Below are 18,963 nucleotides of genomic sequence, written 5' to 3'. Positions count from 1 at the left end.
ACCTGTTGAGTATGAGAAACTGTTCGAAAAGATGACTGAGAAGTGTCTACTGAACTAGTGGCGATTCATGTTTCTTGGTCAATAGATGCTTTCCAAGCAGATAAATCCGACTCAAACTCGTTCATCAACGCGTCATATATAGCTACTTGGTTCTCCTGATATGCAACAGCAACATCTTTGATCTTGTCTCTCTCAATTGATACGTGTCTCATGAAAGCTATCGCTATAAACAAAAACACGATCATTAGACCTGACATTAGATCAGAGACCGTTAGCCAGTGCTCACCGTCATCTTTGATAGAAGGCGATCCAAATATATTTTTAAAATCAGACATATTCTATTACCCAGCCTTGCTAACAACCTTACTCATCTGCTCAGTCAGGCGAGAATAGTCTTTTACAAACTGACTTGCGATTTGGCCTAGCTTAGTCCCCATCACGTTCATGACTTTGTTCAGCTCTTGCTGCATTGACTGATCGATCATGTCCAATTGCTTTTCAACAGCTTCACCAGTCTTACCAACTTGATCTCTCAAGCTCGCATCAATATTTGAGAACACTTTGTTCATGTGCTGCGTTTGCGAAGCTAATACATCTTCAAGAGAAGCTTCCAAGCGCTTCTGTAAGGTTTCGATACTTTGGGTAACCGAATCACGGACGGAGGATGTATCTGTCATCAAGGCTTTGTTAGCATCAACTAATGTTGCAGATAACACTTTAGAATCCTCTACCAATTCGTTAATCATATTACGAACATGGTTATTGAGATCTTCCACTGTGTCTTTAAGGTGATCTTTAATCATTTCGGTTTGGCTAGTAATATGATCCGCCGTAGTTTGAAGGCTACTGTTTGTATGATGAACTTTTTCTGTAAAGTCATTAGCCCCTTCTGTGATGACTTTTTCTACTTTAGAAGCACTGTCAGCAAGCTTTTCACCAATGATTGAAACGCCTTCATTAGTATTCGAAACAAACTTCTCTAATAGCTCATTCGATGAAGAAATATGAGACTGGATATATTTATCTGACTCTGTAAGCAGTTGATTGTAATGCGAACTTGCCTTCTCTACTGATTCAGCGATCGTATTTACCGTCTCATCAATTTGTTTTCTTATTTCAGGTACCGCTTCTACAGCTCGATCGCGAATATCTTTAAATGCGTCTAGGTGTCGTTCTAGCTCAGCCAATTGATGCTGATTTACTACCATGACTTCTTTTAGATTTTCCATACTTTCCGGAATCACTTTAGATTCGGTGCTGATCTTAGAAACGGACTGTTCTGTTGCAGAAATAGATGCAACGCCTAGCTTGTACTGCTCAGTCATTTCTGAGATTTGTTGTTTGTAATTTTCCTGCCACTGAACTAGCTCTTTTACGGCTTCATTCAGTTGCTTGAAGTTCTCACCAAACTGCTCAGTTAAGTTGTTATTAAAGTCTGTAATCACTTGCTTAAGTGCTTCAATAACGGTCTCTGTAGCTGACTTCGACAACATATCAGCAAAATCTTGCATCTTGATCCAAAGCTTATCTTTGAACTCAGAAAAGGCTTCTTGCTGTGTTGATAGCTGTTCGCTGATTTTTGTTAAACTTTCAGATGACTCTTTTTGAAAGTTAAGCGACTGCTTCTGATTATCACTCAGGTCGGAACGCAAAAGCTTCATTTGACTAACAACTGATGCATCCCCTTCGCCGCCGATAGATTTAATAAGAGAATCGATAGACGATTTCTGCTCTCGAATAGCCGATAAGATATCTTCAGGTGTCGCTGAATTAACAACAGAAGCATGCTTAGAAGGCCGAATTAAGCTAGTAGAATGAAGCAACTTATACAGAATTGAGGCAGCGATACCGACAATACTTGTGATAAAGGCAGTTTTAAGACCGTTTAATAATCCAGTGACACTGCCATCAATGTCACTAGCATCGAATGCCATGAGGCCGACAACAATGCCTGCAAAAGTACCAAAGATACCGAGAGATGTTAGTAGATTGGGAGCATAAGAAACAAACTCATTTGCTCTACCTAATTTTGAGTTAATTGCAGCAAGAATAAAAAATAAAATTATTGCCCCTCCAACAAACCAAGTTATTTGAGAAGCTAAAGTTGATGCCTGTTCAATTGTTAAATTTGTAATATCCATGTATTAAAAATACCGTATGTTAAAATATCAGTTGATAGTGTTTAATTCACAAATGAAGCTTTGGCTGTTACCAAAAAAGCCATTTAAATAAAGTCGGGGCGCTTCAGACTTTTGTGAGTCTTGGGCTATGGAAATTTTTGACAGAAAGCCTGACAAGTATTCTTGTTCTAAAACGAAGACAAGTGCCTTAGACGAACCTAAACCAATTATTTGATCACTGTAAGTAGATGGCAGACACCAGCGGTTTTCGCCATCTTCATCAATACATATGGCTGTCATGGCATTCATGTCACGCTGTACGTTCTTAAAGAGACCTTGAATCCCTTTTTCAAGCGCTGCATGAATTCTCGAAGTGGTTTTGTACCTTGGCTTTTTTGGAATGATTTTCAATATTGCCAACGTACGAAGTAGGGTGTCGTACTGTGAACCCATTTTGCATCCTTACTATCAAATCCAGTACACCACATCTAGCCTGAGCGGTAACTAGCTCCTTTACTAGGAGTTTACACTGAATCGACCAGTCTTATCTAGACACTGTATTGATATACAACTAAGTGTCTAGATAAGACTGGTCGATTCACAGAGAGGTAATACCAAGGCCTCTCGGTAATATGTACAAGCCGTCATTATTGGTCTTTAATGACATGACACAAACGTACTTGGGTAGCGACATGACGACATACTGTGAACTGGCTTTGAAAATAGAACCGGGCTTGGATGTGGAACAAACCCTCTCACTGTTTGCTGTTGAGCAATTTAACGGTCGTGAAGCGGTACCCATCGATTCTACTCAATACAATGTCGATAACGGTTTAAATGACTTACGAGCGGTCTTAAAACCTGAAATTGGTTTAATCACCTTTTGCTGTCGTTACAGCCAAGACGTGCCACGTGCCGAATCAAAAGTGCTCGCTTTCAGCCAGAAGTACGACTTAGCTACGGCTCGCTACGCGAAATAACCCACCCACTCATTTGTAGCTACGCCTTCTAGCAGGCATTTTAGGCGGCAACAGCTCTTCTAACCGTTCTCGATCATATTTGTAGAGATAAAAGAATTCTTTGTTGTACGCTGTTTTAACGTTCTGACGCGACCAATCCGTATGAGTGGTAACAGCATGTTTGATCATGAATACAGAGCGTTGCCAACGTCGCATTTTCTCAAGCTCTAAGCGCCACTTTGCTAGCCCTTTTACCTTACTGATCTCAGATTCCACCACATGAATCGGAAGGCCTAACTTTTGAGCGATGTATGATCGATCCCTCCCAAGTGAAGCCATAATAATAAGATGATGTCGCCAACGTGGTGCCTCGTTAAGCTTAATACCGTTCAAGGCCGCCACCCGTCTGACAACACTGTGAGCACAGCCCAACTTCAACGTAATGTCCCGAATGGATTTCCCCGTTTTTAACAAAACGAGCACCTCATCATCGATGTTTCGTTTTGGAGCTACCTCATCGGCTATTAGCTTAAACCGCGAGTCATCTATCGACACCGTGTAATCGATCCAAGTACTCAGCAACAAGTGATGAAAGGGATTTTGATTGAAGCTGGTTTTGTTACGAAGCATCGGCCCTAAGAAATAAAACTCTGTTACAGCTTCCATTCCCAATGGTGGCTGATAGTCCTGATAAAAACGAGTTAGGTCTGTTTTCAGGCTTTCCATTTTAAGTTGGCCGCTATCGAATACGTATCCCAACTGTTTTAGTACCGAAAGGTAGTATCTTTGGTGTTGTTGATGCGACCGTTCTCCTGCAACAAGCGCCACATTGACCAATTCACGGGCTTTAAATGCTAAGAGTCGGTTTTTGTATGCGCTCTTTTCCTCAGAGGTGCGCTTATAGGTAGGAAGCATCAACTTACGGTCTATGCCTTCATCGGAGCTGTCTATGATTTGCAGTTGAATCCCGTGCATTGGGCAACAATCAATCCCTGGAAATTGATCGTGGATTACATAAGGACCCAAACCAGTGCGGGTACGATATTCTTCAACACAGTGAGAACAGAAGTAATGCCCTGCTTGAATCCCCATTGACGCCTTCGCCCGGTGGCTCTCGACCACGCCAGTGGGGCCATAACACATGCTATTGAGTAACTTCGAGTCTTGCTCGCTTCCAAAATAGGCAAACAGAGAATACAAGGTGTGATCTCGGACCAGCGTTTCAACGTCAAAGTGTGTGTTGATATACGAGATATTGGAAGGTAGATAAGGATGAATTCGGGTGCGGCGACTCCCCAACAAGCTTTCTGTCGTCATCTTAAAACTACCGTTGCCGTATCGGTAATGATAACGACTGACCCAACTAAAAATGGTCTCGCTGGGTTCAATCGGTAAACGCTCAAGATAATCGAATTCGCCACTCATAATCGATCCATCCCAAGCTAGGAAGTTTATCCCGTAACCAAAACAGCACCATCAGCATATAGATAGGATGGCGAGCCCTACTTTGCATCACATCGTAATCGTATAAGACCACCCAGATTGGATTCGTTTTTTGCTTACATTCAAGCTCAAAGCAGGCAATCATGTGTTTGAAAAAGCTCTCTCCCAGTTCGGCTTCCATCACTTTAAGCGCTTCATCGAAAGAGCCTCGCTCGCGGTACAGCAGATTCCCGCTGACACCAAAGTAATCAAAGACTTCTCTCCGCAGTCGCTCAGGTAAGGTCACATCTTCTTCAAGTGCTGCAGACAGTTGCAGCATAAATGGCTGCCATAGGTACTGCCACTCATACTCGATTTGAATCGGTGTGCTGGTGTCTTTCCACTGCTGTGGCAGCCGAAAGTCAGCCTTAAATAACTCATCGTGCGTATGCAGCAGACAGTGGTGCTTTGCACATACCTGTACACCAATGTGTTGATGGGAGGTATGCCAATAAGAAAAACCATGTTCTGAGCAGTCTTCTTCAATACACTCAGGACAGAGCCGCCAAACTTTCTGGAGAGAGGAACAGACTGCAGGCATCTTGTAGGGCTGGCTTTCATTTGTCAGATACGAAAGGTATTTCTCACGACTTATAGACAAAAGCCACGGAGCTAAGGGGGAATGCTTCAAGCCAAACTCAATACTGACTTGATCATCGTATCGCTTCATGGACTCGATCAAAGCTTTGTTCAAGATTTTGTGCGTTTGCAATCGCTCGCAAGGCAGCCCCATTTCTTTGAGCCACCGAAAGTCACTCATGTGCATACCAGCACTCAACAATCGAGAACGCATAATCCCACTGAATACATGCTCATCAGCTTGCAATCGTTCAAGGTTCATTGGGTGCTCCCGTTCCATCAAGGTTTTGGGACGCATCCAACACAATGGAGCCCTCAATCGTCTGAGATCCATTTTCAATAAGTTGCTTAGCTTTCAGTTCACTGGCGAAATCTTTTAGTAACTCTTTTTCTTCGTGTGAAACACTCTGACTCGCAATCAAATTCTCTACATGTGCAACGGCGTCTTTCGCTGCAGGCCCTTTCACGCCATGTGTATTGAGCACCTTTCGAACACGTTTGAACTTATTCATACGGTTATGTTGATACATTTCATTAACCGTCATGCTATCAATGGGACGGCTAGCATTCTTTTCACGAATGTTATGTACGAATCGCAGCATATGAGGATACTCTTTCCTCATCGTTTCACCGACAAGCTTAGCGCTTAACAGCTTCCGCGTTGAAATAGCGACATCGATGCTCGCACGAAGTAAATCAAATAACGTTGCAGGGATACCAGCGCTTTGAAACCAAAGCTCTTCCTTGACTTCTTCCAAGGACTCAACAGCCACCGCTTTTTCAAGCTCGTTAAACAAAGCGCTATTCAGCTCATTAATCTCTTCTGGCGACTCGATGCGTGTAAATTCAAAAATGCGTCCAAGACGACGAAGATTACTGCCATATTCTTGAAATAGAGGCAGCATGTTCGGTGTACCAACTTTGATATGCGGGATCTTTAGATCATTACTGATCTCATCAAAAAGCTGCTTCATGAGAGTCAGTTCATCGCCTTTTAGAACTTCGATATGCTGAACATCGTCAAATAAAATTAGCCCGACATGATGTCTAACGAGTGCTGTTTTCAGTATGTTTATCATTTCAGCAATCGGGATACGCTTTCCATTTTTCGTTTTGACGCGAGCGGCGTAATTCATTTGTGGCCCGCCATGTTGTGCGATGAGCGTATCCATTTGAAATAACAGCCGCGCTATGAGTTCGGCTCGGTTTGCATCATGAGGGATACGAACCATGAGGTACACGATTTGCAGATCTTTAAAATCAGGCTTGTCGTGACAAACAACTTGCTCAAACGTACTGGTAAGTATGTGAGTGACCATTGTCGATTTGCCAAATCCTGTTGGGCCAACAATTACCTTAGTGTCGGAGACTGCATTGGATTGTGGTGCAGCAGACTTTGGATCCATCGCAACTTGATACATCCAACTGACATACGAAGGGTCCGTTGGGTACCGCCATTGATAGGTCCTCTGAAGCATCGTTAGTACGCTGTTGAACAGCTCGTAATGCTCTTGTCGTATAAAGCGAAACCAATCTATCTCACTAATGACTTCTTTAAGCAGTTCGCTTTTGTCATCAAACTGTGCTGCATCAGGATATTCGATGCTGCGTTCTGTCTTCTCACAGAATTCACGTGGGCTTAGCTTGCTAGGCAAGCCTTCAGACAAATAAGCCGGATATTGACTGTGGGGGTGATCCTTTCGGTATTTCATCGCGCGTATTACTCCTCATCTTTCCAAGATGTATGCTTAGTGGTGGTGTTATTATTTTTATTGTGTCCACTATCCTGGTTGGATAAGGGAACGTCTGAGTCTGTTGCATGCATAGGCGACACATCGTGACTGTGGTCGAACTTTCGATTCTCAGTAACCTCTGATTTGTTCGTAGTACTATTACCTTGATTTGCTTTGCGTCGTTTTTCAGCTTTTAAAACCGTATTTTGAGTACTATGAAACAGCCTTGCTTTAGAATTTGCGTGCGCTTGGCGGGCTTCATGCTCATTCTCAAGTTGCTTCAAGTTGAGTGCTGCACGCTCCGCTCTATTAAGACCTATGTAGCGTTCGTATTTTTTATCTAGCACTGCCTCGAATACTTTATTTTCAACGTATATCCAGATCTTACTGAGATCATCTGGGTCATAAGAACACTGAAATTTAGATGACTTACTTCGACCTTTAGCCGGTCGATGTTGATATTCTGATAATCGAATTTCATTGGAGGAAAACCATACCTCATGCTCCATCCCAAGCAGTCTTATGCCTTTTTTGTGAACAGTCACGTCACCACGAGGTAATAATGATTTTCGAAGGTCTTCATCCGTGTAGTTTGTACGCAAACAGGATTTCGAGTTCTCCACACTCCAACGAAACAAGTCTTTTGGTATACGAGACACACCATCATCAATAGCTTCGCGTGGCAATTGAATGTGTTTATTAATATGAAAGTTGTTATGATGGATGATTGTTTCCATCAAGATTTTCACTAACTCTTGTCGAATCAAAGAGGCATACCTTCTAGCAGTATTTGAGCGCTGTTCAGAAGGGCTTTCACTCTTATGCCCACGAGATAAATTCGGTAAGTTTCCAACGAGAGTTTTAAATGCGCTTTCAACGAACGGTTTGTCTTTACCTTGACCGGATTTAGAAAAGTCTAATCGTATCCCTAAAGTTTTGGCGATGTATTCAGACTTTGTATTATTGAATTCAGCATTATCAACAGCTAGCGCTTCAGGTAACCCTGTGTGTTTCCATTCATCAATATATTCTGGTAACCCTAGGCTTTCCAACCAATCCGCTTTACTTCGAAAACACTGATATAGTGCCGTTGCTGCTTGCTCAACAGAAGGTGCGCCAAAAGTGACATGAAAAGAAAAGATGTAGCGAGTAACAGCACATCGCAACACATAAAGTGTGATCTTTCCTACACGTTTAGTAACATCAAAACTGGATACCAATTCTTCGTCAAACGGCGTTTCATCAAACTCTAAACGCTGACCGACATTGATAAGATTTGTGAACGCATGACCATGATGACCATTGAAGTTATTGTTGCATTCGGCATTAGTCATCTGAGCATTTCTTAAAGCAGTCTTTTTGGGACCATATTCCTTTGTTAACCAATAATAAAACTGACCATAGCTTGGCTTAAGATGCTCTTCAAATGACTCATTATCTGAATTACTCCCAGTATCAGCCACTAGCGAATTATCATATACACCTGTTAAATAGCTGTACCTCTTATTTATCATATGCTCGTAAGTTGCAAAGAATGATCTTAGGCGTAACTTAGTATTTGACGTCAACTGCTTAACCGCCCATCTGAAATTTTCAAAATCTTCTGGCGTGAGCATTTTACGAGTAGGTTCACCTAGCAGCTTTTCTATATCACTCTTCCTTCCTAATGGCTTAGTAACGTTGCGCTCTTTCTTACGGACACGGGTAACTGATTCGCCAAGTCCTTTCCCTAGGGAAGCATAACAACACTCGTTAAAAAGATAGGTCCATATTATTTTGTATACTTGCTGTTTCGAGTAACCATGTTTTTTAGCAACACCGACAATAGTGCCTTTCCCATAGTTATTAGCAAAGAACTCATCCAAGTCACCAATCGTCTTAATGACGGCGAATCGCTTACTGGCTAACTGCAACTCCTTCTCACTCAAATCATCTAAGTGGACCGTTCGGCTTCTCTTAAAGCTACTTACCTTAATGACCTCTTTCCTTTGAATTGCTTCAACTAAATCAGTGATCGCGACTTCTTTGGGTTTCTTAGGCTTAGTACGAATATTCATCAAAAAAGCCGCCCCTCGCACAAGATCAATATGAACGATAAGGGAATCAGCAAGTATTTCAGTACCACCGATGACTACTGGCTCAACATCACCATAGTCATCTTCTGTCAGTTTAATGACTTCAAATTTGTTGATCGGAGCGCATACCTCCATAGGGAGTGCGCCAGCGCTTTGAGTAACCATCATGCTATTACTCATAGAGGCATCACTCATAGAGGCATCACTCATAGAGGCATCACTCATAGAGGCATCACTCCTAGAGACTCAGCACTTCGCTCATATCGAAGGCGTTGGCTCCAGTCCATCTTAAAATCTTTGCACCATAAAGCGTGGCAAAAGAAATGCGCGGACAATTCATCTTCGATACCAACACTGGATGCCACAGCCTTGATGAGTTTTCCTAAACGCATATCAGCATTGAACAAAAGCTCACCGCGAAAAGTATTCAACCAAGTGTCGTAGTAAATCTCTGTCGAGGGACGTAGTTTGTAGTGAAAATACAAAGTGTCTAAGGTTTCACTGTAAACATTCCTAATCTCATCATCTGTAATCAGACAGAACTCATACCCTTTCATGCGAGCGAAAGCTTCTTGAATTAAGAGTTTTTCGATTACACGTTTATTCGAGGCGTGATAACTTGATTTCACAGCCACCGCAAGCCATTTGACGTCTTCAACGCAAGTGTCATCGTTAGAGGCATCTAGCTCCACCAGAAGATCAAAGCTTTGATATGCCCAACTGGAACCTCGAGGAATTTTGGGGTGTTCGATGTCCAGCTTTTGGCAAATCAACATTGAGCTTTCGAGGTCGATGGCCCACTGTTCATAGACGTCAATCACATCGCAGTTGTGAAGAATATTAAGAAAAGCCCATCGTTCATTAACAGACATAAAGTGAATCAAGCGATCAGAGTCTCTGAAATGAGGGACTTTGGATCGGTTACCTGCGGATCGAGTAAAGTCCATCGTACGAATCATAGGGATGTAGGGTATCTCTGAATTAACGAATGATTCGTGATGCTCTGCGTAACGCTTATTTTGATTAACTTGTCTCATTTTCCTGAACCGATTTAAAACTCAATAAATATCAAATTACACGAATTTAAAATCGATTCAATATAGAGCAATTCAGTTTTCTATATATTATGAAAAATTCAGGGAAATATTATAAAACCTCATTAAAAAAGATATCTCAGATTAATTCAAATCCAATAAAAAACATATAAATCAATAGCTTATAAAAAATAGAGAACTGTGTTATTTTGACATAATATATTTTATTACTAATAAAAACCCCCTAAAATATTAGTTTAAAGCTAATATTTTTTAGCTTATTTGAAATATTATAAAAGAAATCTTTAAAATGGCTGACTACAAAAATTCACAATTCTTGCGTAATTTTAAAGGCATCAGATACTGATCATTTAGTAAACAAGCGGTAGGTCAACCCACCCAGAGGTCTACGCTGAGGACAGATGCTCACGCTTCATAGACCATTGAGGCCTGATGCCCTGTGAGGCTGAGAATACGGTGCCCTTTACGGTATAACCTGTCATCCACCAAACAGGAGTAACGCATTCAGGCAGTATTCATCAGCCACGCTCAAACTTACGGACAACCCCAGTTACTACGCCGAAAATCTCTAACTGGGATTCCTCTGTGATCTCAATGGGACGATAGGCTTTGTTTTTCGGACGGAGCAAGACTTGGGGTTTTAATTCAAGGGTTTTGACCGTCATCTCACCATGCAGACATGCAATCACAATGTCCCCATGGCGAGCCGTTAACGAACGATCCACCACCAAGATATCTCCTGAATAATCCCCGCTTCCACCATGGAATCCCCTTGAGCACGAACAAAGAAGGTCGCACTCGGGTGCTGAATACACAGCTCGTTCAAGTCTAACGTACGCTCCACAAAGTCCTGAGCCGGAGACGGAAACCCCGCCGACACCGACTCCACATAGAGCGGAATGTTTAACTTATTGATCGAAAGAAAAGCGGCTGATTCAGCAGAGCCAAGATACGTGACCTTCATAATACGCAAAATCAAATTACTGTATATTTATACAGAATAGTTTTGACAACGGATTGTGACAACAGGTTTTGGGGTTTGTAGGCTCGACACACAAGCCTGTCAACTCGATAGGTCAAGCAGGATCTAAGGTGGAAGGAAGTACGGATGGGATTGGGGCAAAAAGTCTAAACGTGGCGTATTGTGTGACTGGGGAATACGCATGGGGTCAGTGATCTATTTTCATCTGACCCCATTGTTACGTTCAAGTCTAACGTGCGCCCCACAAAGTCCTGGGCTGGGGACGGAAACCCCGCCGACACCGACTCAACATAGAGTGGAATGTTCAACTTATTGATCGAAAGAAAAGCGGCTGATTCAGCAGAGCCAAGATACGTGACCTTCATAATGCGCAAAACCCAATAACTGTATATCTATACCGTAAAGTTTTGGAAACGGATTGTAACAACAGGGTTTGGTGTTTGCAGGCTCGGCACACAAACCTGCCGACTCGATAGGTCAAGCTGGATCGAGGATTGAAGGAAGTACGGATGGGATTGGGGTGAGAAATTTAAAAATAGCGTAATGTACGTCTGAGGAATACGGATGGGGTTAATGCTCTATTTTCATCTGACCCCAATTATTTTTATTTTGATCCCAATTATTTTTTTAGTTTCGTTCTTATTTATTTTGGATCATTGTTGCAGCTATGCACGTTTCTGGAAAATCCTTTTTGTTTATATCACCGTCAGGATCAATATATTCTATAGAAATAGTACATGATGTAGTTGCAATATTATTTCCGTGTTCATACTTATTATAAATGACAGAGCTATACAGCTTAGAATCTAAAGATTCAATTATTCTAGATTTATCTTTTTCTAAAAGAGCTCCAATATTTTTTATTTTTGCTTGGTTTTTTACGTCGACATAAGGAACAGAAATAAAAATTCTTTTAAGTACAACATCATTACCCCCTGTATTGCTTACCAGAAGTGCTAACTTTTCATTTTCACTTATTATCGTTGCGGCATTTATGTCTGATACTTTGCTATCAAAATAGTTATATATAAAAATTCCTGCTGCAAAAATAATTGATAGAGAGGCTAAAAGGTCTGATATAATACTTATATTATCTTTTAAAAAATAGTTTAATTTCTTCCAACTAACTTTTTTCTTAGTGCTTGGGACTTCTGAAGCATCCATATTTACTGACTCATCGCTTATTTCATTAGTTTATGTTTTTTACTACTTAATAATTATTTGATGCTAAGAAGCTAGCGCCCGCAGCTTTGAAGTGGAGCCGAAGGCGCAACGAAGAAGCCGTAGGGTTGCCTGCGATTGTTAAGGCTGCTCGTTAAATATCGTGTGACCATATCCTGTTTCCATTCCATCCAGGATAACCTGTCTCTGCCCCCAAGATCATTAATACTATACCTTCGCTCTTGGATAGCCACTCTATAGCCTTCTTCGAATCGCTCATTGGTGTTCTCGAGTGCCAAAATAACCACAATAGAGTGCCCAGTTATGAAAGATGGAGGTAGGTTCCAAGTATCACCTATTGCCATGCCTGAACTATTACTAAAGTGAATCGATCTCCTTAGAGCATAACGCCAAAGTTAGCGCATCAGCAAGCCAAAGGCTTGTGGTTCCGCTGCACTTTATTATAATCTTAAAATTAATAACACTTGGCACATCTAGATTGAAGCTATATTAATCGTATCTATATAAAGTTCTTGATAATTCTCTAATGATTGAGAAAGGAAACCACGTTCAATCTGTCCACTACCTATGTAAAACAACTTTGAGTTTGATGAAAAGTAAGTGTCTTTAACGTCTTTGACTCTTACCTTTTCTATAGGTTTAACGTTTTCTTCATCTTTAGTACCAGAATCATCTTTAACGTGCTCAGATATAGAAATAAACGTCTGAGTATCGGACGGGATGTTGTTGCCAACAAATGACAAAATAGTCTCCAGATTGGTCTCGTCGATATCTTCCTTGAGAATCGCGTCTAGCAAGAATGGTAATCTATGAGCAGTATTCGACTTCGCAATCATAGCATTCAATGCAAAGTGATAAGCCATAACAGTCTTATGGAGTTCAACTCCTTGACGAGGGAAAGAGTGAATTTTATATAAATCCAGATATCGAGGGTCAGTAAGCGGCTTAAGTTCTAACTGTGACATATAAAATGAAAATAAGTTTTTGAATGCAACTTCTTTCTTAATCCGTGCGGCTATCGTTTCTTGTTCTGTAATCATAGAGCTAAGAGTCTTTTTAACGCTGTCTAGTTCATTTTCTGAGGCTTCAATATCAGCTTGCATTTGTTTATATAACGTAATATTTGCCTTATTAGCAACCCATTTCTCAAAAGTAACACCATCTACATTCTTGCCTAAAAGAACGCCGTAATCATCAAAAATCTCGTTCCTTATAGTTTTTATTTTCTTATTAGATGTATGTATCTTGGATTTTTTATCAGTTAGCTTATCAGTAATATGTGATTCAAGTTCGACAGTATCATTATATTTCTGATAATGGCTGTACAACCCTTCTAATGAGTATGACAAAACCTGTGTACATGCAGGACAGCGATCTAAATCATTGTAGTTTTGCTGCTTGATATTTCTCTTAGTTCTTTTCAAGATTTTATGGTGGTTCTGCAATAAGGAAAGTTCATTACAGAGCTGTATGTACTTATTCCTTTCTTCCTCTAATGAGTTCGACTTTTGAACATAGTTTTCAATGTACTCTTCCGCCTGTTCACCAAATGCCTCGTCAACCAAGTTAGAGAACTGGAACTCAGCTTTTTTGCTGTATCGCTTAAGATTATTAATATCAGCTAATAGCCGATCTCTTTTCTGCGTCAGCTTTCTATGCTCCACACGATCAAAGCTATTACTTATCCCCAGAAAATAGTCTAAGTAATCGTCTTTAAATCCCTTGTAATATTGAAGATTAGAAAATGATTCACGCAAATATACCCAGCCTACAGACTGAGAGATGTAATATGGTAAGAACATGCTTTCGAGTGGAGCTGATTTTAGTTCACCTTTTTGCTCAAGGTACAAGGTAAAACCAACTAAATCTCGTATGTAGTCCTTTAGCTTAACGTGTTCGACACTATTGTCGGCGTCGATACCATGGAAAGGCACTACTTTGCCATTCGGCTCTTTGACATAAATGGATTTGGGTTCCCTTACAATAGTGTATGTCTCGTCAATACCATCAACTGTCTTGGTGAAATCTACTCTGAAGGTTGGCTGATAATCGAGAATTTCATCCAAGTTTTCCTTAACATCATTAACACCAAAAGAAAATAATAAGCTTTGTATTAGTGTACTTTTTCCAGATGTGTTACGCCCACTAATAATGTTTGTACTGGGCGAAAATTCTTCGAAGAAGCAGAGATGATGCAATTCTGAGCTGACGAATAATCTGTTAAATGTAATAGTTGTATTCATTATAAAGCCTTACCGTGGCACTCTACAAAAGCGCATAACGTAGAGAAGAAAATATCGATATCTTTTAGATTCATGCTGTTTTTAACTTTGATATCATCAACGTATGCTTCAAACATATCCTCATTACTGTAATAGTTCATAGAGTAGTCATTTTCCCTAACGAAGCTTTTGATTATTTGATGTTCGTTATTATTCATGTCTTTCAAGAGTTCAAATGTGTTCCTAATATAGCTTTCGTGATTATTTTGGACACCTACAGGAACCCGAAACTTACGAGATAACGCTGTAGAGTAATCTCTCCATAACTTGAAAGTCTTTTGCTCTGTCTCAATAATATCAATCGCTTGCTTGATTTCATCGCCTTCAACCCTCTTGGTACTGTCAAGTAAGGTGATAACTTTACCTTGGTTGTATATGGCTTCGACCTCTCTAAATAGGCTAAGAAGCAGCTCAACTGCTGCTAAAGGGTCTGAAACATGTGAAAACTTCCTACACATTAGTCCGACTAGGGCATCTTTTTGTTCGTTCTTTTTGCGTGGGAAATCCACCCATTGCATATGCAGGTTATCGAGCTCAGCTTTGTGGTAAGTAAGTTTTTCCTTATTACAGAAACTATCTACTTTCTGGTTGATTTTATCTTTAATATCAATAGGAATTGCACCGTAACTACTCTTACAGTTTTGCTCATTAAGAAGATAGGTTATTTCCTTTTTCCCAACTTTCTTTTCTTGGTCGGTAGGCTTGTAGTTCAGTTTGATATCGGTGTTAGATACGAATGTTAATTCATGAGTGTAGCTTTGGCATTTAGGCGCTGGGTCGTTTATAAGTTCATTTCCAACATCAAGCATCTTGGCTATCACTTCGGAAAACCGCTTGTCTATAGTCCATACACTGCCTGAAAGTTTTTTTGCTTGATAAGAATGAACTTCTTCTATTTTACTGCGGCAATCTGACCTATAGCAAAATAGGAAGTCATCATGATGTTCGATGCATAGAAAGAACTCTCTTCCTTTAAAACGATTGTATTCATTCAGCAGTAAGTACAACGCACAATTACGCTGAAACTCAAAGCCTAATAAAGCATCTATTCCGGAGTTCGCCGCTTTTTTTCTTGTACTCAAAGCTTCACCTATGAAAGCTGGACTATTTATTTTTATGATAGTCCTATGCACTTACCTGTAACCTCCGCATTTTCTACTGGTATGGTACACAGCAAAAATCCATCCTTAAGACATGCGGTTGTTACGACTTAAATTTCTGCAAATGGAATTACGCATAGCTTACTTGTAATCAAGCTAACTAGCTGATACATAAATTGCTTAGGCAGTATTGCAACTGCTTCAGTTGCTATTGGCCTTAATTCACCTTGCATTATCTCTTCAATCTCACTTGGTCTATATCTGGCAGAATGCCCCAAATAAAACATTAAAAGATAAGAATTACACAAGTGATGATATGTTCCTTCTTGGAGAGAGCAGTAATACTTATATCCATTTCGTGTTAAAATTGACGCAATACCTAGACCTGAGTATTCCTTAAGAACATTTTTGTAAACTGTAGACCAGTTTTCATTACTTACCCGTTTTCTCTTTTGACTTCGGTGTATTACTTTTCCGTCTTTTTCATATGCCTCCAAAAAGTAGTCTTTACGATTATTTTTTAAGAATTTCGATGTATCAAGACTATTTTCTAGACCTTTAGCATAATCGACTTCAGTCATAAGATAAGTAGCTGTCTCATTAACGCAAAACCTGATATTTATTGGAAGATATTTTGGCTTCTTAAAGAAACCAAGGTTCCTACTAATACTGCTCAGCTCAGGTATGAAAGTGCACACATGGCGAAGTGCTAACTCATGCTTCCCAGATACTGGTGTTCCGAGTATTTTGGCGAATTCCAAAAATACATTTGTGCAATTATTAATTTTTCCAGATATCGTTAGGGAATGTTTTTTTCCGTGTGTGTTTGTTATACCATGATGCTCTACAACATCCTCAAGCTTTACTTTATGAACAGACAGCAGAGCCTTAACAAGATTCATCATCCCATAGTAAAAAAGCGTTCCTTTTGCTGGCATACTTGCTGATTCAGCTGCCTTATAAAAATCCTCAGCCAAAGAAGCAAAATATCTTGCTCTTTTATAGCATTGCCTATTATTGCCTGCAGAATTACTAATTTTTTCTAGAAGGTGACCATGCATAAATGACCAAGGATCAGCCGTTAAAGTAGCGGACTCCGCAGGTTCCATCGATATATGCGAAAACCTAACCTTTTGGTACTTATACTTCGCTTCCTTTACTTCTTGTAGTGCCATAAATCCTCTAGCCAACTAGTCATCTGTATAATCATGACGCCCCTGTAAGAGGCCGATAATGCTTGACTATACTGTTTAGCGAGACGAAACGAAACCATACTTAAGCAGCCTAGCTTAATTGGCTTGTTAGAAACCCGATCTATCGAACTAAAAAACAAACTATGCAACTCAAACTTCCGAGTATTCTTGGATAAGAAGTAAAATTGATACCATAAATAATGATAATTCTGGACTTCAGAGCAAAAAAACTCTTTACCGTTTATATCATTTTTTTGTGGTGACTGCAGGATATATCGAGCTAAGGCCCGAACTACAAATGGCAGGCTATCTGCTAATTCGAATCGGCATCAGGGTTACGAGCTCCGTCAACGATGCAATCAGTTCCCACAACATGCAGTTGCTTCGAGTAGCATCTGGTTTGCTGACCCACCTCAGTATAGCCAGCAAAGACATTCAGGCTAAACAAGAGCTGTTAGACATAACGATGATTCAATAATACAGATTTATCCCCATATGAATGGACAACACTTTGCGGGAACTAACCGTCAATTAGACAGCATTCTATAATGACACCGTAGTCGACCATTCTTTAAAGCAGCTCGATACAGCGATATTGCATTACAGAACACCATCAGCTCAAAAACCCTAATGCACCACCTTAGTGCAAACCAAAAAGTTAACACTCCAATTCCATTTTTGGTCGTATTTTGCGAGAAAAACGCTGAAAACCCCAGTGCATCTAGCATTGGGGCGATTTGGGAAAAATTCGGGCTGAAAAGTTAACACTTTAATTACAATAGAACCGGAGAAAGTTAACAGTACAATTACATTGTTAACAGTTTAATTCCAACGATCCACTCAAACAAACTGCCCTGCCGCGAAGCCGGACGACCATGCAAATTGGAAGTTGTAGCCCCCAAGCCAGCCGGTCACGTCAAGCACTTCACCGATAAAGTACAAGCCTTGGGCGCTGGTGCACTCAAAGGTTTTGGAGCTGACGTGTTGGGTGTCGATGCCCCCAAGGGTGACTTCCGCTGTGCGGTAGCCTTCGGTGCCATTGGGCTGCACATCAAAGTGGGTCAGGTATTGAATCAATTCGTTCAGGTTGTCGTTGGACAATTCCGCCATGGGGTTGGTCATCCATGGCAAGTCCTGTTTGATCACTTCCACCAGTCGTTTTGGCAGAAGTGTGTTGAGCTCCGTTTCTAGGGCACGTTTGGGTTTGTCTTGACGTAGAGCTTTAAAGTGAGCCTCAGGATCCATATCTGGCAGCAGGTTGAGTTGTAGTCCATCGCCCGGTTGCCAGAAGTTGCTGATTTGCAGGATGGCTGGCCCACTGATACCTCGGTGGGTAAACAGCATAGGCTCTTTAAAGGTCATGCCATTGGCACTGGCTTCGATCTCAAGACTCACACCGGAGAGTGTGGATAACTTGTCTTTCATGGCCGGTTGGATGGTAATTGGCACCAAGCTGGCACGTCGTGGTAATACCGATAGGTCAAATTGCTCCGCGATCTGGTAGCCAAATCCACTGGCTCCCATCGTCGGGATAGACAAGCCCCCTGTGGCAATCACTAGCGACTCACATTGGAGTGTGCCTTGAGTGGTTTCCAGTCGATAGCCCTGCTCTTGGGAAATCTTAGTGACGGAAGTCTCGAGTTTGATCTCGACGCCTGCCCACTCACATTCGGTCAATAAAATCTCTAATAAGTCTTTCGCTGAATGCTGACAAAAAAGCTGGCCTGGGGCTTTTTCTACGTAATCTAACCCATGCCGATCCACCAGATCGACAAAGTCCTGGGGTGTGTAACGACGCAAAGCAGATATACAGAAATGCGAGTTGGCTGATAGGTAGTGTTTGGGTGCTGCATCCATATTGGTGAAGTTGCAACGCCCACCTCCTGACATGAGTATTTTCTTGCCCGGTTTGTTGGCGTGATCTATCACCAGCACTTTGCGACCACGGTAGCCTGCCTGCGCTGCACAGAACAAACCTGAGGCCCCAGCCCCAATAATAACGACATCGTAATTCTGCATTTCAACCCCTTTTAAGAAGGTCGGCATTATACCTGAGCCACTAGAAAGGGAAATAAAACCTAGGATGTAGATGACAGAAGGCTTACCCGCTTATTTCCACAGAAACCGTGAAAAAGACTGTGGGAAGATCATTTTTATTCTTATAAATCAAGGCATTAAATTTAATCAAGCAATTTTTTAAAATTTTAAAAACCCAAAGGCA

Annotated in this window: 17 protein-coding genes; 1 reads left to right on the top strand and 16 read right to left on the bottom strand. The window is 41.0% G+C overall.

The window, feature by feature from the left end; translation table 11 throughout:
- Nucleotides 1-65: 65 nt before the first annotated feature.
- Genes ACFQ45_RS17345 through ACFQ45_RS17335 form a run of 3 tightly spaced genes read right to left on the bottom strand, consistent with a single transcriptional unit; the run spans nucleotide 66 to nucleotide 2,573 of the window.
- On the bottom strand, nucleotides 66-335 hold the full coding sequence (locus ACFQ45_RS17345) for a hypothetical protein (protein WP_377369984.1): 270 nt from the start codon (nucleotides 333-335) through the stop codon (nucleotides 66-68).
- Between the two features lie 6 nt (nucleotides 336-341).
- Complete coding sequence (locus tag ACFQ45_RS17340; RefSeq protein ID WP_377369982.1) at nucleotides 342-2,141, bottom strand: MotA/TolQ/ExbB proton channel family protein; 1,800 nt, start codon at nucleotides 2,139-2,141, stop codon at nucleotides 342-344.
- A 27-nt stretch (nucleotides 2,142-2,168) separates the two neighbouring features.
- Nucleotides 2,169-2,573, bottom strand: a complete 405-nt coding sequence (locus ACFQ45_RS17335) for a hypothetical protein (protein WP_377369980.1) — start codon at nucleotides 2,571-2,573, stop codon at nucleotides 2,169-2,171.
- Nucleotides 2,574-2,752: 179 nt separating this feature from the next.
- On the opposite strand from ACFQ45_RS17335, the gene ACFQ45_RS17330 reads away from it, so the two are divergent.
- A complete protein-coding gene (locus ACFQ45_RS17330) occupies nucleotides 2,753-3,100 on the top strand; it encodes a hypothetical protein (protein WP_377369978.1) in 348 nt (115 codons plus the stop codon).
- 9 nt (nucleotides 3,101-3,109) lie between these two features.
- Here the strand turns inward: ACFQ45_RS17330 and ACFQ45_RS17325 are convergent, their stop codons facing one another.
- The 13 genes from ACFQ45_RS17325 to ACFQ45_RS17265 form a co-directional block, all read right to left on the bottom strand.
- Nucleotides 3,110-4,504 carry a TniQ family protein gene (locus ACFQ45_RS17325; RefSeq protein WP_377369976.1) on the bottom strand — a complete coding sequence of 465 codons (1,395 nt, stop codon included), beginning with the start codon at nucleotides 4,502-4,504 and terminating at the stop codon, nucleotides 3,110-3,112.
- On the bottom strand, nucleotides 4,479-5,402 hold the full coding sequence (locus tag ACFQ45_RS17320; protein ID WP_377369974.1) for a TniQ family protein: 924 nt from the start codon (nucleotides 5,400-5,402) through the stop codon (nucleotides 4,479-4,481). The genes ACFQ45_RS17325 and ACFQ45_RS17320 overlap by 26 nt, the downstream gene beginning before the upstream one ends.
- A complete protein-coding gene (locus tag ACFQ45_RS17315) occupies nucleotides 5,392-6,852 on the bottom strand; it encodes an AAA family ATPase (RefSeq protein WP_377369972.1) in 1,461 nt (486 codons plus the stop codon). The genes ACFQ45_RS17320 and ACFQ45_RS17315 overlap by 11 nt, the downstream gene beginning before the upstream one ends.
- Before the next feature lie 8 nt (nucleotides 6,853-6,860).
- Nucleotides 6,861-9,173 carry a Mu transposase C-terminal domain-containing protein gene (locus ACFQ45_RS17310; RefSeq protein WP_377369970.1) on the bottom strand — a complete coding sequence of 771 codons (2,313 nt, stop codon included), beginning with the start codon at nucleotides 9,171-9,173 and terminating at the stop codon, nucleotides 6,861-6,863.
- Nucleotides 9,170-9,985, bottom strand: a complete 816-nt coding sequence (locus tag ACFQ45_RS17305; protein WP_377369968.1) for a TnsA endonuclease N-terminal domain-containing protein — start codon at nucleotides 9,983-9,985, stop codon at nucleotides 9,170-9,172. The genes ACFQ45_RS17310 and ACFQ45_RS17305 overlap by 4 nt, the downstream gene beginning before the upstream one ends.
- A gap of 404 nt (nucleotides 9,986-10,389) precedes the next feature.
- Complete coding sequence (locus tag ACFQ45_RS17300) at nucleotides 10,390-10,485, bottom strand: DUF4113 domain-containing protein (RefSeq protein WP_377369966.1); 96 nt, start codon at nucleotides 10,483-10,485, stop codon at nucleotides 10,390-10,392.
- Nucleotides 10,486-10,521: 36 nt separating this feature from the next.
- A complete protein-coding gene (locus tag ACFQ45_RS17585) occupies nucleotides 10,522-10,728 on the bottom strand; it encodes a S24 family peptidase (RefSeq protein ID WP_452600539.1) in 207 nt (68 codons plus the stop codon).
- Complete coding sequence (locus ACFQ45_RS17580) at nucleotides 10,713-10,967, bottom strand: S24 family peptidase (RefSeq protein WP_452600537.1); 255 nt, start codon at nucleotides 10,965-10,967, stop codon at nucleotides 10,713-10,715. The genes ACFQ45_RS17585 and ACFQ45_RS17580 overlap by 16 nt, the downstream gene beginning before the upstream one ends.
- A gap of 657 nt (nucleotides 10,968-11,624) precedes the next feature.
- On the bottom strand, nucleotides 11,625-12,149 hold the full coding sequence (locus ACFQ45_RS17285) for a hypothetical protein (protein WP_377369964.1): 525 nt from the start codon (nucleotides 12,147-12,149) through the stop codon (nucleotides 11,625-11,627).
- Nucleotides 12,150-12,640: 491 nt separating this feature from the next.
- Entirely contained in the window at nucleotides 12,641-14,410 is a 1,770-nt protein-coding gene (locus ACFQ45_RS17280) for a hypothetical protein (RefSeq protein WP_377369962.1), read from the bottom strand.
- Entirely contained in the window at nucleotides 14,410-15,531 is a 1,122-nt protein-coding gene (locus ACFQ45_RS17275; protein WP_377369960.1) for a hypothetical protein, read from the bottom strand. The genes ACFQ45_RS17280 and ACFQ45_RS17275 overlap by 1 nt, the downstream gene beginning before the upstream one ends.
- A gap of 128 nt (nucleotides 15,532-15,659) precedes the next feature.
- Nucleotides 15,660-16,724 carry a YaaC family protein gene (locus ACFQ45_RS17270; protein ID WP_377369958.1) on the bottom strand — a complete coding sequence of 355 codons (1,065 nt, stop codon included), beginning with the start codon at nucleotides 16,722-16,724 and terminating at the stop codon, nucleotides 15,660-15,662.
- A gap of 858 nt (nucleotides 16,725-17,582) precedes the next feature.
- Nucleotides 17,583-18,761, bottom strand: coding sequence for a BaiN/RdsA family NAD(P)/FAD-dependent oxidoreductase (locus ACFQ45_RS17265; protein ID WP_377369956.1), 1,179 nt, complete (start codon nucleotides 18,759-18,761; stop codon nucleotides 17,583-17,585).
- Nucleotides 18,762-18,963: the final 202 nt, after the last annotated feature.

This window comes from Rhodanobacter aciditrophus (assembly GCF_042679525.1).
Taxonomy (GTDB): domain Bacteria; phylum Pseudomonadota; class Gammaproteobacteria; order Pseudomonadales; family Marinomonadaceae; genus Marinomonas; species Marinomonas aciditrophus.
This window is presented reverse-complemented; position numbering and strand designations above follow the sequence as displayed.

Bases quoted from the DNA above. Each gene is read 5' to 3' on its own strand.
- ACFQ45_RS17310 (WP_377369970.1), bottom strand. From the start codon at position 9,173: ATGAGTGATGCCTCTATGAGTGATGCCTCTATGAGTGATGCCTCTATG.
- ACFQ45_RS17325 (WP_377369976.1), bottom strand. From the start codon at position 4,504: ATGAGTGGCGAATTCGATTATCTTGAGCGTTTACCGATTGAACCCAGC.
- ACFQ45_RS17305 (WP_377369968.1), bottom strand. From the start codon at position 9,985: ATGAGACAAGTTAATCAAAATAAGCGTTACGCAGAGCATCACGAATCA.
- ACFQ45_RS17300 (WP_377369966.1), bottom strand. From the start codon at position 10,485: ATGACAGGTTATACCGTAAAGGGCACCGTATTCTCAGCCTCACAGGGC.
- ACFQ45_RS17315 (WP_377369972.1), bottom strand. From the start codon at position 6,852: ATGAAATACCGAAAGGATCACCCCCACAGTCAATATCCGGCTTATTTG.
- ACFQ45_RS17280 (WP_377369962.1), bottom strand. From the start codon at position 14,410: ATGAATACAACTATTACATTTAACAGATTATTCGTCAGCTCAGAATTG.
- ACFQ45_RS17285 (WP_377369964.1), bottom strand. From the start codon at position 12,149: ATGGATGCTTCAGAAGTCCCAAGCACTAAGAAAAAAGTTAGTTGGAAG.
- ACFQ45_RS17330 (WP_377369978.1), top strand. From the start codon at position 2,753: ATGTACAAGCCGTCATTATTGGTCTTTAATGACATGACACAAACGTAC.
- ACFQ45_RS17265 (WP_377369956.1), bottom strand. From the start codon at position 18,761: ATGCAGAATTACGATGTCGTTATTATTGGGGCTGGGGCCTCAGGTTTG.
- ACFQ45_RS17340 (WP_377369982.1), bottom strand. From the start codon at position 2,141: ATGGATATTACAAATTTAACAATTGAACAGGCATCAACTTTAGCTTCT.
- ACFQ45_RS17580 (WP_452600537.1), bottom strand. From the start codon at position 10,967: ATGAAGGTCACGTATCTTGGCTCTGCTGAATCAGCCGCTTTTCTTTCG.
- ACFQ45_RS17320 (WP_377369974.1), bottom strand. From the start codon at position 5,402: ATGAACCTTGAACGATTGCAAGCTGATGAGCATGTATTCAGTGGGATT.
- ACFQ45_RS17345 (WP_377369984.1), bottom strand. From the start codon at position 335: ATGTCTGATTTTAAAAATATATTTGGATCGCCTTCTATCAAAGATGAC.
- ACFQ45_RS17270 (WP_377369958.1), bottom strand. From the start codon at position 16,724: ATGGCACTACAAGAAGTAAAGGAAGCGAAGTATAAGTACCAAAAGGTT.
- ACFQ45_RS17335 (WP_377369980.1), bottom strand. From the start codon at position 2,573: ATGGGTTCACAGTACGACACCCTACTTCGTACGTTGGCAATATTGAAA.